Annotated in this window: 10 protein-coding genes; 3 read left to right on the plus strand and 7 right to left on the minus strand. The window is 68.8% G+C overall.

Annotation, left to right across the window (positions count from 1 at the left end):
- Positions 1-28: 28 nt before the first annotated feature.
- From FN976_RS21050 to FN976_RS21060, 3 genes are all read right to left on the minus strand, one after another.
- On the minus strand, positions 29-301 hold the full coding sequence (locus FN976_RS21050) for a hypothetical protein (protein WP_145895039.1): 273 nt from the start codon (positions 299-301) through the stop codon (positions 29-31).
- Positions 302-426: 125 nt separating this feature from the next.
- The gene (locus tag FN976_RS21055; RefSeq protein WP_145895040.1) at positions 427-1,164 is read right to left on the minus strand and encodes an anti-sigma factor; all 738 of its coding nucleotides are present in this window, start codon (positions 1,162-1,164) and stop codon (positions 427-429) included.
- Positions 1,161-1,757: a sigma-70 family RNA polymerase sigma factor gene (locus FN976_RS21060; protein ID WP_145895041.1), complete on the minus strand. Its 597-nt coding sequence runs from the start codon at positions 1,755-1,757 to the stop codon at positions 1,161-1,163. The genes FN976_RS21055 and FN976_RS21060 overlap by 4 nt, the downstream gene beginning before the upstream one ends.
- A gap of 133 nt (positions 1,758-1,890) precedes the next feature.
- Between FN976_RS21060 and FN976_RS21065 the strand changes: the two genes are divergently transcribed.
- Together FN976_RS21065 and FN976_RS21070 are read left to right on the plus strand one after the other, a co-directional pair.
- Positions 1,891-3,501: a DUF4331 domain-containing protein gene (locus FN976_RS21065; RefSeq protein WP_145895042.1), complete on the plus strand. Its 1,611-nt coding sequence runs from the start codon at positions 1,891-1,893 to the stop codon at positions 3,499-3,501.
- A 20-nt stretch (positions 3,502-3,521) separates the two neighbouring features.
- On the plus strand, positions 3,522-3,791 hold the full coding sequence (locus tag FN976_RS21070; RefSeq protein ID WP_145895043.1) for a hypothetical protein: 270 nt from the start codon (positions 3,522-3,524) through the stop codon (positions 3,789-3,791).
- Here the strand turns inward: FN976_RS21070 and dinB are convergent.
- On the minus strand, positions 3,788-4,984 hold the full coding sequence (gene dinB / locus FN976_RS21075) for a DNA polymerase IV (RefSeq protein ID WP_145895143.1): 1,197 nt from the start codon (positions 4,982-4,984) through the stop codon (positions 3,788-3,790). The genes FN976_RS21070 and dinB overlap by 4 nt on opposite strands.
- Before the next feature lie 147 nt (positions 4,985-5,131).
- On the opposite strand from dinB, the gene FN976_RS21080 reads away from it, so the two are divergent.
- Positions 5,132-6,025, plus strand: coding sequence for a c-type cytochrome (locus FN976_RS21080; protein WP_145895044.1), 894 nt, complete (start codon positions 5,132-5,134; stop codon positions 6,023-6,025).
- A 6-nt stretch (positions 6,026-6,031) separates the two neighbouring features.
- Here FN976_RS21080 and FN976_RS21085 read toward each other — a convergent pair whose 3' ends face one another.
- Genes FN976_RS21085 through FN976_RS21095 form a run of 3 tightly spaced genes read right to left on the minus strand, consistent with a single transcriptional unit; the run spans position 6,032 to position 15,302 of the window.
- Entirely contained in the window at positions 6,032-7,201 is a 1,170-nt protein-coding gene (locus tag FN976_RS21085; RefSeq protein WP_145895045.1) for an alpha-hydroxy acid oxidase, read from the minus strand.
- A gap of 29 nt (positions 7,202-7,230) precedes the next feature.
- Positions 7,231-9,426 (minus strand): penicillin-binding protein 1C, encoded by a 2,196-nt coding sequence (pbpC, locus tag FN976_RS21090; protein ID WP_145895046.1) that lies wholly within the window; start codon positions 9,424-9,426, stop codon positions 7,231-7,233.
- Positions 9,423-15,302: an alpha-2-macroglobulin family protein gene (locus FN976_RS21095; RefSeq protein ID WP_145895144.1), complete on the minus strand. Its 5,880-nt coding sequence runs from the start codon at positions 15,300-15,302 to the stop codon at positions 9,423-9,425. The genes pbpC and FN976_RS21095 overlap by 4 nt, the downstream gene beginning before the upstream one ends.
- Between the last annotated feature and the right edge of the window lie 52 nt (positions 15,303-15,354).

The raw sequence follows: 15,354 nt of genomic DNA on the forward strand, positions 1-15,354 counted from the left end.
GCGGCCGCTGCCTGTTGCGGGACAGGAGCTACTGCTGGACCTTGCGCGCGAGCCAGTCGCAACGCAGCCGGCGGGCGTGGTGGGCGCGCATTCGCCAGGTGACATAGAGGCTGGGAGCGGCCATCGCGAGCACGCAAAGCGGCATCGCCCAGAGCGCGTCGAATGCGAATGCGGGCACCCAGCCCACCCATCCCATCATCCACAAGGTGAGCATGCCGTCCCACAGGTGGTACTCCAGCGGATGGTCGCCGCGATGATGGACGTGCCACTGCTTGATGCGTTGAAGTTCATCCAGGCTCATGGCATCCCCCTGTGCAGTCGGCGTCAGTTTCCAGTCAGACGGACTGTAAGGCACGCGTAAGAAGTCTGTCAAACGCTACCGAAAACGGAGCGCTGCGCCCAGCCTCGGAAAGGCTTAGCGGCGGATCACCAAAGCTTCGCGCAATTGCCGGTGTAGACCGGGGTACCAGGCGTGGCCGGGGTGGCGCTCGCCTCCTCGGTGACCAGCAGCCTGGTCACCTTGGACAGCAGCCGTTCCGAGGTATCGGGGAGTTGCGAAACGGCCGATCCGCTGCCGGGCACACCGCCCAGCACGAACGGCGCGCCGGTGGGGGGCACGGCCCAGAGCACGAGTTGCTTGCCGGCGGCCGGCGGCGCCAGCGGCCCGATCACCTTCACCGTCATCGTCCGGCCGTGCCGCAGCGAACTCACCAGCAGCTTGCCGTCGCCCGCGGCGTCGGTGAGCAGGCCCACGTAGCTTTGCGGCAGCTTCTCGCCGGTGCGCATGGCCAGCTGGTCGGTCGTGAGAAAGACCGCCGGGGCCGTCAGGAAGAAGGCGAACGCGGCCACGAGGCCAGCGGCAAAACCGCCGAAGCCGAAGCCCGCCCAGCGCCAGCCGCCACGCGCGGGCACCGCTGGAGATTCGGCGCGCGCCGGCGGCATGGTGCGCCGCGCGATGGCTTCCCAGACGCGCGGCGAGGGCCGCGCCGGCGGCACGGACTGCGCCAGCCGCCCGAGGCGGGATTCCCACGCCGCCACGGCCAGCGCGACGTCGCTGCGATGCGCCCGCAGCCGCTCGAAGCGGCGCCGCGCCCCGCCCGACAGCGTGCCCAATGCATACCGCGCCGCGAGCTGGTCGACGAGTGCCGGGTCGCTGTACTTCATGCCGTTCCCGCCGCCTGCAGGCAGGACTTGAGCTTGTCGAGGCCGCGCCGGATCCAGGCTTTCACCGACCCCAGCGGGGCACCCATCTGGCTCGCCACTTCGCTGTGCGACAAACCCTGGTAGTACGCCAGCGCGAGGCTCTGGCGATGGCTGCCGTCGAGCTCGCTCAGGCAATCTTCCAGCCGCAGCGCGCGGGTGGCCTGCGCGAAGAGCTCGAGCGCGCTCGGCGCGGCATCGCCGCCGAAAGCGCCTTCATCCTCGTCGGCCTCCCCAGGCTCGGGCAGTTCGCTCTCGCGCCGGCGCGTCCGGGCCCGCAAGGCATCCAGCGCCTTGTTGCGGACGATCGCGATCAGCCAGGTCATCGGCTGGATCTCCTGGCCTTCCACCTGCGTCCGGTAGAGCGAGGCGCTCTTCCAGATGCTGACGAAAGCTTCCTGCAACACGTCTTCAGCGGCCTGCTCACGCCCCAACATACGAAGCGCAAGGCCGAACAGATGCGCGTGCGTGCGCCGGTAGACCTCCTCGAAGGCCCGGTGATCGCCGCGCGCGGTCTGCGCCAGCAAGGTTTGCAGGTTCGTCGGGTCCCCACTCATGCGGCGCAGTATAGAACCGCGACGCGCGGCACTGTCGAGCTGGACAGGCCGTGCAAAGATATGTGAATCCAGCGCGCGCTTCGCTCCGTATTGCGTTCGGGCCGGTCATCGGTTCGAACAAAAGGAGAGCTTCATGCGCGTCAGCCCCTTGGCTGCGGGAATGCTGGCGGTCGCCACCGCCTGCGCCGCCAGTTTCAGCTTCGCTTCCAGCCATCGCGAAGCACCGTTCATCACGACCAGCCCGAAGGCGGACGGGACGGACTTCTACATGTTCCGCAGCTACGAAGCGGGACGCAGCGACTACGTCACCCTGATCGCGAACTACCTGCCGTTGCAGGACGGGTACGGCGGGCCGAACTACTTCAAGCTGGACCCGAACGCGCTGTACGAGATCCATCTCGACAACAACGGCGACGCGAAGGAAGACCTCACCTTCCAGTTCCGCTTCAACAACACGCTGGCCAATGCCGGCAAGGGCGTCGAGCTGCCGATCGGCAGCAAGTCCGTGGCGATTCCCCTCACGCAGGCTGGTGCAGTGTCGCGCGTGTCAGACCCCAACCTCAACGTCGCCGAAACCTACTCGGTCAGCATCGTCCGCGGCGACCGCCGCAAGGGCACCGTGCAAGCCGTCACCAAGGACGGCGGCGCCGCCACCTTCGAGAAGCCGGTCGACTACATCGGCGTCAAGACGCTGGGCGACGATGCCGCCTACGCCTCGTACGCGGGCAAGCACATCCACTCCGTCAAGATCCCCGGGTGCCCCAGCGGCAAGGACAGCGGGCGCGTGTTCGTCGGGCAGCGGCAGGAAGGCTTCGCCGTCAATCTCGGCCCGATCTTCGACCTGGTGAATGCGACCGCCGCGCAGGTCACCAATCCGCAGCTGATCAACGCGTTCGCGGCCAACTCCATCCAGGGCAAGAACGTCACGTCGCTGGCGATCGAAGTTCACAAGGACTGCCTGACCGCGGGCAGCGAAACGGTCATCGGCGGCTGGACCACCGCCAGCCTGCGCCAGGCCCGCTTGTTGTCCGGCGCCCCCGCCTCGGGCCACCAGACATCCGACAAGAACGGCGGCGCCTGGACGCAGGTCTCGCGCCTCGGCCATCCGCTGGTCAACGAGGTCGTGATCGGCCTGCGCGACAAGGACAAGTTCAACGCCAGCAAGCCCTCGGGCGACGGCCAGTTCCTCGACTACGTCACCAACCCGACGCTGCCCGCGCTCCTGGGACTGGTGCTCGCGAACAACGCCGCCGGCCTCGCGCCGACCAACCTGCCGCGGACCGACCTGGCCACGGTGTTCCTGACCGGCATCACCGGCGTCAACAAGCCCGCGACCGTGACGGCTTCGGAAATGCTGCGCCTGAACACCGCCATCGCGCCGGTGGCCTTCGCCGACCAGAACCGACTGGGCGTGGCTGGTGAAGTGCTGCGCGTCGGCGGGCTCGCGAACCTGTCGCAAGCGAAGGACCTGGCCGGCTTCCCGAACGGCCGCCGTCCCAAGGACGACGTGGTCGACATCGCACTGGTGGCGATGCTGGGTGGCCTCTGCGTGATCAACGGCGACAACGACGGCCTGAAGCTGAACTCCATCCCCGGCGTGGCCGGCGTCACTTCCGCCTGCAAGCCGTCCAGCGTGCCGCTGGGCGCCACGTCGGCCGCGGTGCACGATGGTGTCGACCAGGCCGTGGTGCCCTTCCTGCCGGGCTTCCCGTACCTCAACACGCCGAATCCGGGTTCGCGTTGAACCATCCCAAGGAGCATGCGATGAACCGATTTGCCAGAAGCCGCCTGTTGCCCGCGATGGTGATCGCCGGTCCCCTGCTGGTGGCATGCGGCGGCGGCGGGGGCGACAGCGGCCCCGCTCTCGTGGCCGGCACCGACGTTCCGGTGACGGCGACCAACACGTCGACGGAGGCGATCAGCTTCGTGCAGCAACAGCGCACGTTGACCGGCGCCGACAGCGCCGAGCCGATCACGCTGGGTGAAGCGAAGCTCGCGACCAGCGAGACCGACGAGCCGGACCCCAGTATCTAACGAGGGTCTGCGAACAGGTCGAACGTCTGTTCGGCCGCTTTGTGTGGCGCCGCCTGTCCCTCCGGGGCCGGCGGCGCGATGCTGTCCGCCTTGGCGAGCTTCCCCACGCGCACGCCGAGCAGGCGCAGCCGCCGGCCCAGGTCCACCCGCTTCAGGCACTGGCCCGCGATGCGGCGGATGGTGGCGGCATCCGCGGTGAAGTCCTCGATGGTCTGGTCGCGCGTGGCGATGCGGAAGTCGTCGTAGCGCAGCTTGATGCCGATGGTCTTGCCGACGTAGCCCTTGCGCCGCAGGTCTTCAGCGACCCGAACGCACAGGTCGGTGAAGATCGCGCCGAGCTCCGCGCGGTCGCGCACCGCGTGCAGGTCACGGTCGAAGGTGGTCTCGCGGCTCATCGAGACCGGTTCTGATTCCGTGACCACGGGTCGGTCGTCGCGGCCCCAGGCGGCGTCGTGCATCCAGGCCCCGTAGGCCTGGCCGAAGTTGTCGATCAGCCACGCGCGCTCTTGCGCCGCGATGTCCCCGATGGTGTGCAGGTGCAGCTTGGCGAGTTTCACTTCCGCCTTCGGGCCGATGCCGTTGATCTTGCGCACCGGCAGCGGCCAGATCTTCGTCTGCACATCCTCCTGGTAGACGATCGAGATGCCGTTCGGCTTGTTGAACTCGCTCGCCATCTTGGCGATCAGCTTGTTGGGCGCCACGCCGATGGAGCAGGTGAGGGCGGTCGCGTCGAAGATGGCTTTCTGGATGAGGCGCGCCAGCACCCGCCCGCCATCGCGTTGGCCGCCCGGCACGTCGGTGAAGTCGATGTAGACCTCGTCCACGCCGCGGTCTTCGACCAACGGGGCGATCTCGCGGATGATCGCCTTGAAGCCGCGCGAATAGCGCCGCACCTCCTCGAAATCCACCGGCAGCACGATGGCCTGCGGACACAGCTTCGCCGCCTTCATCATCCCCATCGCCGAGCCCACCCCGAACTGGCGCGCCGGATAGGTCGCGGTGGTGATGACGCCGCGCCCGGCATAGTCCTTCAGCAGCGGGAAGTCCTCGACGCGGATGGCACTGCGGGGTCGCCCCGCGTACTTTTCCGCCAGCAGCTCGTCGACCTTGCGGTGCCCGCCGCCGATGACCACCGGCAGGCCTTTCAGCTGCGGATAGCGCAGCAGCTCCACCGACGCGAAGAACGCGTCCATGTCGAGGTGGGCGATGCGGCGCAGGGTGGGCACAGTTCTCGAATTCTGCCGCCTCGCGCACGAACTCGCCGCAAGCGTGCAAAGGTTCACTGGGACTCTGCTGACACGTCCCTAGAATCCCGCCCCTTGAGGATGGAGCGAGGAACGATGAAACCCTGGATCAAGTGGACCGCGGGCGGCGTGGGCGTGCTCGTGCTGCTGGTGGCGGGCGCGGCGGTGCTGGGCGCGCAGATGGCGGAGCGCAGGATGAACCGCGTGGTGCAGGTGGCCGTGAAGCCGGTCGCTGACGCCAGCGGCGAGCTGGCGCTGGAGCGCGGCAAGTACCTGTTCCTGTCGCGCGGCTGCACCGACTGCCATGGGGCCAGCGGCGGCGGGCGCGATTTCGTCAACGACGGCGCCATGCGGCTGCGCGGACCCGACATCTCCCAAGGCGGCGTGGTGGCGGGCTACCAGCCGGAAGACTGGGTGCGCATCATCCGGCACGGCGTGAAACCCGATGGCCGGCCCGCGATGGTGATGCCCAGCGAGGACTACAACCGTTTCACCGACGAGGACCTGGCGGCGCTCGTGGCCTACGTGCGCAGCTTGCCGCCGGCGAAGGGCGGCCCGGGCGCGGTCGATCTGCCGCTGCCGGTGCGCGTGCTCTATGGCTTCGGTGCCATCCCCGAGGCGGCCGCCAAGATCGACCACACGCTCCCGCCGGCGCAGCCCGTGCCGGCCGCCGTGGACGCGCGGCACGGCGCCTATGTCGCCAATGCCTGCATCGGCTGCCACGGTGAGAAACTGGCGGGCGGCAAGATCCCCGGCGGACCGCCGGACTGGCCGGCTGCCGCGAATCTCACGCCGGGAGAGGGCACGGCGATGTCCCGCTACACGGATGCCGCCGCCTTCACCGCCATGCTGCGCACCGGCAAGCGGCCGGACGGCACGGCGATCGCGGTGATGCCATTCGAATCGCTGGCGAAGATGAACGACGTGGACGCCCAGGCGCTCTTCACGTACCTGAAGACGGTGCCGCCCCGCAAGCTGGGAGAGCGCTGAGGGCCTTTACTGCCGCGCGCCCAGATGCTCCCAGCTGCCTGGGAGCAGGATGCCCTTGTCGACCTTGGCGATGTCGGTGCGGCCGCAGAAGGCCATCGACAGGTCGAGCTCCTTGTGGATGATCGCGAGCGCGGCGTCCACCCCGGCCTCGCCCATCGCGCCCAGCCCGTACAGCATGGCGCGTCCGATGTAGGTGCCCTTGGCGCCCAGCGCCACGGCTTTCAGAACGTGCTGGCCCGAACGGATGCCGCCATCCATGTGCACCTCGATGCGGCTGCCGACAGCGTCGACGATGGCCGGCAGCGCGGAAATGGAGGAGGGCGCGCCATCGAGCTGGCGGCCGCCGTGGTTGGAGACGATGACGGCATCGGCGCCGGAGTTCACGGCCAGCTCGGCGTCCTCCAGGTCCTGGATGCCTTTCAGGATCAGCTTGCCGCCCCAGCGCTTCTTGATCCATTCGACGTCAGCCCACGACAGCGCCGGGTCGAACTGCTTGGCCGTCCATTCGGACAGCGAGCCCATGTTCTCGATGCCCTCGACGTGGCCGAAGATGTTGCCGAAGTTGTGGCGCCGGGTGCCCAGCATGCCCAGGCACCAGCGCGGCTTGGTCATCATGTTGAGGATGTTGGGGATGGTCAGCTTGGGCGGTGCCGACAGGCCGTTCTTCAGGTCCTTGTGGCGCTGGCCGAGGATCTGCAGGTCGAGCGTGACCACGAGCGCCGAGCAGTTGGCGGCTTTGGCCCGGTCGATCAGCCGTTCGATGAAGCCGCGGTCGCGCATCACGTACAGTTGGAACCAGAACGGGTGCCGATCGGTCGCGGCGGCGATGTCCTCGATGGAGCAGATGCTCATGGTGGACAGCGTGAAGGGGATGCCGAACTTCTTGGCGGCCCTGGCGGCGAGGATCTCGCCGTCGGCATGCTGCATGCCGGTCAGGCCGGTGGGCGCGATGGCCACCGGCATCGCCACGTCCTGGCCCAGCATCTTCGTGCGCGTGCTGCGGCCTTCCATGTTCACCGCCACGCGCTGGCGGAACAGGATGCGGTTGAAATCCGCCTCGTTCGCGCGGTACGTGCTTTCCGTCCACGAGCCGGAATCGGCGTAGTCGTAGAACATCCGGGGCACGCGCTTCTTCGCGAGCACGCGCAGGTCTTCGATGTTGGTGATCACTGGCACGGTGTTGTCTCCTCGGCGATCCAAGGATGCTAACGGCCCGGGTGCGCGACGGCTTGAAGAGTTTTGGGGTCGGTCACCATTTTTCTCACGCCGGCTCCGCGCACCTCGATCCGCACCTCGTCCAGCACGGTGCCGCGCGCGTCGGTGAGCTGCACCACGTGCCGGCCCGGCCAGGGCAGCCAGGCGGCATCGGCGCCCTGGGCGAATTCCTTGCCGTCCAGGCGCCAGCGCAGTCCGGTGGCCGCGCCGCCGGCGCTGAAGCGCAGGCGTTGGTGACGCGGCGGGATGTCGGGGTCCAGCGCGATGATCGCGCCGGCCGCCGGTTGCCGGATGAAGGGGGCGCCCTGGCGGCTTTCACCGGAGGCCAGCGCAAAAGCCGCCTGCTGCGTGCCCGGCACGAACCACTCGCGGCGTGGCGCTTCCGTTCCGCCGAAGGCCACCTGCTGTGCGATCAGCCTGGCCGGCGGCGCCGGCGCGCGGCTGGGTTCGCGCGCATGCAGGTGCTGCATGACGGCGGCCCAGACCGGCGCGGCGCCGCTGGTGCCGCTGACGTCGTGCATGGGCGCACCGGCAGCGTTGCCGACCCAGACGCCCACGGTGTAGCGCTGCGAATAGCCGAGCGCCCAGTTGTCGCGCATGTCCTTGCTGGTCCCGGTCTTCACGGCCGTCCAGAAGCGCGTGGCCAGCAGGCTGTCGGTGCCGAAGGTGCGTGCGCGGGCGTTGGGGTCGGCGAGGATGTCGGTGACGATGAAGGCCGCTGCCGGATCGATCGCCTGGCTGTTGCTCCTCCCCCCTCCGGGGGAAGGTTGGGAGGGGGGCGCGCGCGTGGTCCGGACCTCGCTGAACCGCCCCCCATTCGCCAGCACCCGATACGCATTCGTCAACTGCAGCAGCGGCACCTCCGCACTGCCCAGCGCCAGGCTGTAGCCGTAATACCCGCCGGACTCCTTCAGCGGCAGCCCCAGCGCCCGCAACTGCCGGTGGAAAGCGTCCGGCGAAACCATCACCAGCGTGCGCACGGCCGGCACGTTGAGCGAGGCGCCGAGCGCGGTACGCACCGTGACCCAGCCCTTGAACTGCCGGTCATAGTTCTGCGGCACGTAGAGCCCGGCTGCGGTCGGGATGTGGGCAGGCGAATCCTCCAGCAGCGAAGCGGCCGTGATCCGCTGTTCCGCGAGGGCCTGGGCGTAGAGAAAGGGCTTGAGCGTGGACCCTGGCTGGCGCGGCGCCAGCACACCGTCCACCTCGCCGGCGGCGCTGAAACTGCCGGAGGAGCCGACCCAGGCCAGCACCTCGCCCGTCGCGTTGTCCAGCACGACCACCGCGCCATCCTGCACGTTGCGGCCACGGAGTTCGGAAAGCTGCTGGCGCAGGGCCGACGTGGCGAAGCGCTGCAGGTCAGCACGCACGGTGGAGGAGACGCGCGGCGGCGCGCCAGCGGGCAGCAGCCGGCGCGCGAGGTGCGGCGCGATGCCCTCGCTCGCCATCATGGCCTTGCGCTGCAGCGCCGAGGTGGCGAAGACGTCGAGTGCTTCGCAGTCGGCCTTCGCGCCGGGCGGCTGCATGTCGCGCAGCACGCCGCAAGCCCGGCGGGCCAGCACGGCGGGCTTCGCATTCGGCGAGCGCACCAGCGCCGCCGCCACCGCCGCTTCCTGCAGGTCCAGCCCATGCGCTGCCTTGCCGAACAGCGTACGCGAGAGGGCATCCACCCCCACGATCTCGCCGCGGAACGGCACCAGGTTGAGATAGGCCTCCAGGATCTGGTCCTTGCGCCAGCGGCGGTCCAGCACCTGCGCGGCGACCGTCTGGCCCACCTTCTGGGCCACGCTGCGCCCGCCGCCATCCTGCCGCAGGCCATCCTCCAGCAAGCCGGCCAGTTGCATGGTGATGGTGGAGGCACCGCGCGTGCGCGTGTTCCACAGGTTGCCCCAGGCGGCCGCCGAAGCGGCGCGCCAGTCGACGCCGCTGTGTTCGTGGAAGCGCTTGTCCTCCGAGGCCAGGATGGCGTGGCGCAGGGCCGGGGAGATGTCTTCAAGGCGGACCCATTCGCCCCGGCGCAGCTTGGGGTCCGTGCGCAGGCGATGCAGCACTTCGCCATGCCGGTCGAGGAGCACGCTGTCGGAAGCACGGTGCGCGGCGCGAACTTCGTCGAAAGTGGGCAGGGCGTGCGCAGATTGAAGGGCGCACAGCGCCGTCGCCGCCAGCCAGGCACGAGCCAGCTTCACCGCCCGGCCTCCACCTTGACCCGTGCATTCGGCACCTCACCGAACATCTCCGGCGCATACATCGCCTCCACCCGGCTCGGCGGCATGGCGAACTCGCCCACGTTGTTCAGCCGCAGCGTGTATTCGATCTTGAAGACGCCCTTGGGCACATATTCGAAGTAGCCGCGGAAAGCCTCGAAGCTTCGCTCCTCGAACGCCGGCCAGGCGCTGCCGGCGGGGCGCTGCTGGCCGGCGGTGGCGATCTGCGAATCGCGGCCGAGGCCGCCGCCCAGCAACGTGCTGCCGCCTGGGATGGGGTCGGTGACCACCACCCAGGTCATGTCAGCGGAGGCATTGATCTCTAGCGTCACGCGCAGCACATCGCCGCGCGAGTACTTGCCGGGGGCCGCCTGCTCCACCGGCGTGATGGTCTTCTTCAGCACGTAGCCGGCGCTGAAGGGTGCTTTCAAGTCCACCGCCGCCACCGATTGCATGGTGAGCCAGGGCTTGCCGGGCCCTTGGTGCGCAACCGTGAGGGTGTCCTTCGTGACGCCTTGGCTCCAGGGCAGGAACGCCGTGTTGTTGCGCAAGTTCCCCGCCGCGGCGGGTGCGCCGAAGGCGGTGGTCTGGTGCGGGGCGCCGGCGGCGTCCGTGGTCTTCACCCGGTCCACCTTGGCCCAATCGACCGCCGCGTTGCCGCCGCCCATGACGGCGCGGGTGGCGCCCGCGACCGGCACGGCCTCGAATTTCGCCGAGAACTTCTCCAGCGCCAGGCCGCCCCAGAGGTTGGCGGTGGTCGTGTGCCAGGCACCACGCTGCTGGCGCGCGATGAAACCGTTGGCCAGCCGCGGCATGTCGTCCTTCCAGGCGGGGTCGTCCATCACCGCCAGCAGGAGGCGGGCGGTATTGACGTCGCCGTTGGTCATCAGCCACCACCAGTAGTCGTCCTTCTCCGTGCTGAAGATCGCTTTGGTGCCCTGGAACGACAGGCGCGAGCGCAAGACCTGCATCGCTTCCGCCAGCCGCTGCTCGCGTTGCGGCACGTCGGCGACGCGCTTCAGGATGTTCAGCCAGTCGATGACGGCATGCGTGGGCCACTGGTTGGGCGCGATGGTGATGCTGGCCGTCATGCGGCCCTGCGCCTTGCCGTAGCGCGAGAGCGCTTCCAGCGCCGCCAGCTTGCGCACGTCCAGGTCCTTGCGCGGGCTCCAGAACTCGCGCTGGATGCGGCCTTCGACGAAGGCCGTCAGGCCGCGTTCCATCGGCGCGCGCGCTTCATCGGGCAAGGCGAACGCCGGGTTGATCGCCGACGCTTCATGCGTGGCCGCGAGCAGGTAGGCCGTCAGCACGTCGCTGCCGCGGTTGGCATCGCCATCGCGCGGCGGGAAGTAATTCGCGAGACCGTCCGCATCCAGGTACGTCGGCAACTGGGCCACCACGGACTGCCACAGCTTCGCGTCGCGCAGGCCGACCGACTTGCTGGTCTTCTGCTCCAGGCAGATGAAGGGATAAGCCGCGAACCAGTCGCGCACGCCCGGCAGCCCTTCGGCCAGCTTGGGCTGCAGCGCCAGTTTCATGCCGCCGCGGCCAGGCAGGGCGTCAGCGGGTGCCGCGACCTCCAGCGACAGCGGCCCGTCCACCTGCACCAGCGTCGCCTGCTGCACGGTGAGCGGGACCGCGGGAACGATGCGTTGCCGCGCCTTCAAGGCGTCGCGCGCACCGCCCAGGGTGTCTTTCGCTTCGATTTCCCACAGCAGGGCTTCGCTGCGCGTCCACGCCAGCTGCGCCGGCGCCGTCACGTTCCACGCGACTTCGCGCGCTTCATTGGGCGGGATGTCGACGGTCTGCGGCGCCAGCGTGAGCAGTGTCGCGCGCGGCGCCACCTCCACCTTCATCGCCTTGGCTGTGGTGTTGCGCAAGGTGATCTGCGCACGGAACTGGTCGTCCTCGCGCACCAAAGGCGGCAGGCCGCTGATGATCTGCAGGTCCTGCGTGGCGCGGATGGTCGTCTGCCCGGTGCCGAACATGCCGGTGCCGGCATCGGCCACGGCGACGATGCGGAAGCTGGTGAGCGCGTCGTTCAGCGGCACGGTCACCACGGCCTGGCCATTGGCATCCAGCTGCACCTTCGGGTTCCAGAGCAGCAGCGTGTCGAGCAGTTCGCGGGTGGGGCTCTTGCCGCCGCCGCCGCCCGCCGGTACCGCCTTGCGGCCGTAGTGCCGGCGCCCGATGATCTCCATGTGCGCCGTGGACGTTTCCACGCCCCAGGACCGGCGCTTCAGCATCGCATCCAGCAGGTTCCAGCTGTGGTTCGGCATCAGCTCCAGCAAAGCCTGGTCCACGGCGGCCAGGGCCACTTCGGCGTTGGCGGCCGGTTGGCCGTTTGGAAGTTTCGCCGTGATGGTCACGCGCGCCTGCCCGCGCACCGGGTAGGCCTCCTTGTCGGCCTGCACGGCCACCGCGAGCTCGTGTCCCTTCGTCGCCACGCGGATCTCGGCCAGGCCCAGGCGGAACGCCGGCTTGCTCAGGTCCACGAGCGCTGTCGGCGCGACCCATTCGCGTCCTTCGAACCAGAAGGCCGTCCACCATTCACGAGGCGCCTTGAAGCCCCAGGTGAAGAAGCTGTACCAGGGCACTTCACGCAACCGGCCGCGCAGGGCCAGCACGCTGATGTAGGCGTTGGGCCCCCAGCCGGCGCCCACTTTGAGGCTGACCGTGGGATCGTTGCCGTTCAATTGCACCACGTGCGTTTCCAGCACGCCTTCGCGCTCCACCGCGACGAGCGCGGTGGCGAAGCGGAACGGCATGCGCACCTGGAACTTGGCCGTCTCGCCGGGCTGGTAGGCCTTCTTCTCGGGCAGCACGTCGATGCGATCGTGGTCCTCGCCGCCGAACCAGAGTTCGCCACGCTTCGTCACCCACACCGAGCTCGCCGCTTGCGCGACGCGGCCTTCGGGGTCCTTGGCACTGGCGACCAGTTCCACCTCGCCGGCTTGCTCCAGTTTCGCTTCGCACAGCAGCAGCCCGCGCGCATCGCTGTTGCCGCTGCAGACCGTGCCGAGTTCCTTCACTTCCGTCCTGTTGTCGTAGGTGTAGAACCCGCCGACCATGCGCTTGCGGCTGGTGGTGGTGACGCGGGCGGTCGCCTTCACTTCCAGCGGCACGTTGGCGGCTGGCTTGCCGTCCGGTTGCAGCGCCAGCGCCTGGAAGCCGATCTTCTGGCTGGCGGAGACCCAGCCCTCGGTCTTGATGCCGGCGACCACGCCGGCCGGCCAGACGGTCTGCACGCTGCGCAGCGTCTGGATCTCGCCGTTGGGATCGGCATAGCTCGCTTCCAGCACGAGTTCCTGCGCGCGCCTGGACGATGGGATGCCCGGCACCGTCACTTGACCCGTGCCGTTGCGGTCCAGCGTGACCGGGAGCTTGTCGGCGATCACTTTGGCATCGCGCGAGGCTGCGGGATCTTCCTCGTCATTGCCGCCCTCGCGCCGGGCGCGCGGTGGCTGGAAACTGAATTCGTCGTAGTCGCGGAACCCCAGCGTCATGCCGCGCACCATGGCCGACACGCGCACCGGAAGATTCGCTGCGGCGCCCCCGGCGACGTAGTTCACCTGCACCTGCGCCGGCACGCTGGTCACCTGCACCAGCGGCTTCTTCTCGGCCGGCGTGACACGGCCTTCCAGCACCGGCAGCCGGAACTCCTCGACGCGGAATTCACCCGTGGTGGCGCTCCGGTCGAGCTTGTCCTTCTCGCCCAGGCTTTTCAGTTCCACCTGGTACTGGCCCAGCTTGGCGGCGGGCGGCACCTGGAACGTGCTCTCCGCGCTGCTGCCTCCTGTGGCGGTCTTGCGCCACGTCAGCGGCTGCGTGAACTGCTGGCCGCTGCCGACGTGCGTGATCGACAGCTCGGTCGGCAATTGCCGCGGGACCCCGAATCCGGTGGCGGTCTCGGTCCGCGCCACGTGCTTCATGGACACGGTCTCCCCGGCACGCAGCAGCGTGCGGTCGAAGATGGTGTGCATGCGCTCGTCGGGCTGCGCCTCGCGGCTGGTCGGCACGTTGAAGCGCCAGGGCTCGATGCCGCGGTACCAGTCGGTCCACGTGAAAGCCAGGTCGTCGGCGGCACGTGCGCTCACGAAATAGGCTTCGCGGTGTTCGTCGGAGCCGCTGCAGCGCGGCGCCTGCGGCGCGAGGTTGGTGAAGGAGGCAACGCCCTGCGCATTGGCCGTCGCACTGGCCAGCAGCTTGCCCTGGCAGTCCGAAACGTTCACACGCGCATTGGGAACGGCCTGGCCCTTGTCCAGCGTGGTCACCCAGGCGACGGAGTTCTCACGCCCCAATTTGAAGTGGACGGCGAGGTTGGTGACGAGTGCCGAGGTGCGCACGTACATGGTTCGCGGCTTGCCGTGGCGTTCGTCCAGCAGCGACTGGCCGAGCATGGGCGAGGCGATCTCCACGACGTGGAAGCCGGGCGTGAGCGGAATGCCGACCACCTCGAACGGCCGCGGATCGCCGCCCTGGGGCTTGGGCAGGTCCACCGTCTTCACGTTCGCCTGCCCGCCCAGCAGCGACACCATGCGCCCCTGCACCCATTCCTTGTCGTTCGCGTCCAGCGATTTCGGCAGCGGTCCCTTGACGTCGACCTTCGCGGCTTCGCGTGGCACTTGCCACTCGTTGTAGCGCGCCACCTTGCGGAACCACGCGATGATGTCGGCATCGGTGCGCGCCTGCAGGTCGCTGATCTGGCCGGGGCTGAGGGTCGCCGCGCGCAGCGCCGGTTCGACGTTGCGCACGGTGATGGGCAGCAGCGGCCCGCTGTCAGGTTCGGCGAAGCGCTCGACGATGCCGAAGGGTGCCGCCGCAAACTTGGCCAGCGGCGGCATCGCGGCGGTGCTGACCTTCAGCGGAAAATTGTCCGCGTTGCGCAAAGGCCGGCCGGACGCATCCTTGAAATCCGGCGGAAGTTCCACGGTGAAGGCCGTCTGCTCGGGAAAGATGTCGCGGAAGGCGATGTCGTTGACCACATCCTCGCCGTCGGTGTCCTTGCCGAAGGCAGGCTTGAAGGTCGCCTTGGCGGACTTCAGCACGATGCGCTCCGCCAGCTTGCGCGGCACCGGCGCGTTGAAGGACAGCGACATCGGCCGGATCGGCATGCAGGCGGCCTGCGCGTTCTCGCGCTCGCAGCTGAAGGTGGCGGCGAACGGCTCGCGCACCTGGAAGTTGAAGCGCCGCTCCACCGCGTTCGCGATGCCGCTGGGCGTGGCCACGCCCTTGCCGTAGATCACCTGCACCTTGGCGTTGGGCGCCAGCCGCCGGTTGCAGGCGAAGGTCACGTGGCGCAGCGGATCCTGCGCGGCCGGTTTCTCCAGGCCAAGCGACTTCAGGAACGCGGTGCGCTCCGCACCTTCGAGCAGGCGGATCGGGACGCGCTCGCCCAGGCCTTCCGCGCTGCACCAGACGTTGTCGCGCACGCTCTGCAGCGTGGCCGCGCCGTTCAGCTGCAGCGCGAAGAACTGCTCCTCGTCGATGCGCTGCGAGGTGCCGGGCCGGATCTGCTGGACGAAGGGGCCGCCAGTGTTGAACTTGTAGGTGGTGGAAGGCAGTTCGGCACCACGCGGGGACTTGAAGCCCGCTTTGGACTGCACGGTGCAGGCCACGCCGGGCGGAAGGTCGTTCTCGAAGTCGAACACCCACTCGCGGTCGCTGGTCCAGCGGCCGTTGCCCTTGCTCACCTGCGCGTCGCTGCAACTCAGCGCGAGCGGCGCGGGCGCCTTCGGGTCGCCGAAGGTGACAGCCGCTTCGTCGAACTTGGCAACGACCTGGCGCACGCGGGCGATCTCGCCTTGCGGAGTGAAGCTGGTGATCTGCAAGGCTTGCGCGCCACCGGCGAACGCCATCAGCCAAGCGGCGGCGAAGAAAGCTGGGAGCTGGTTCAATCGTCCCTCCTGT

The organism is Caenimonas sedimenti (assembly GCF_007833165.1).
GTDB classification, from domain to species: domain Bacteria; phylum Pseudomonadota; class Gammaproteobacteria; order Burkholderiales; family Burkholderiaceae_C; genus Ramlibacter; species Ramlibacter sedimenti.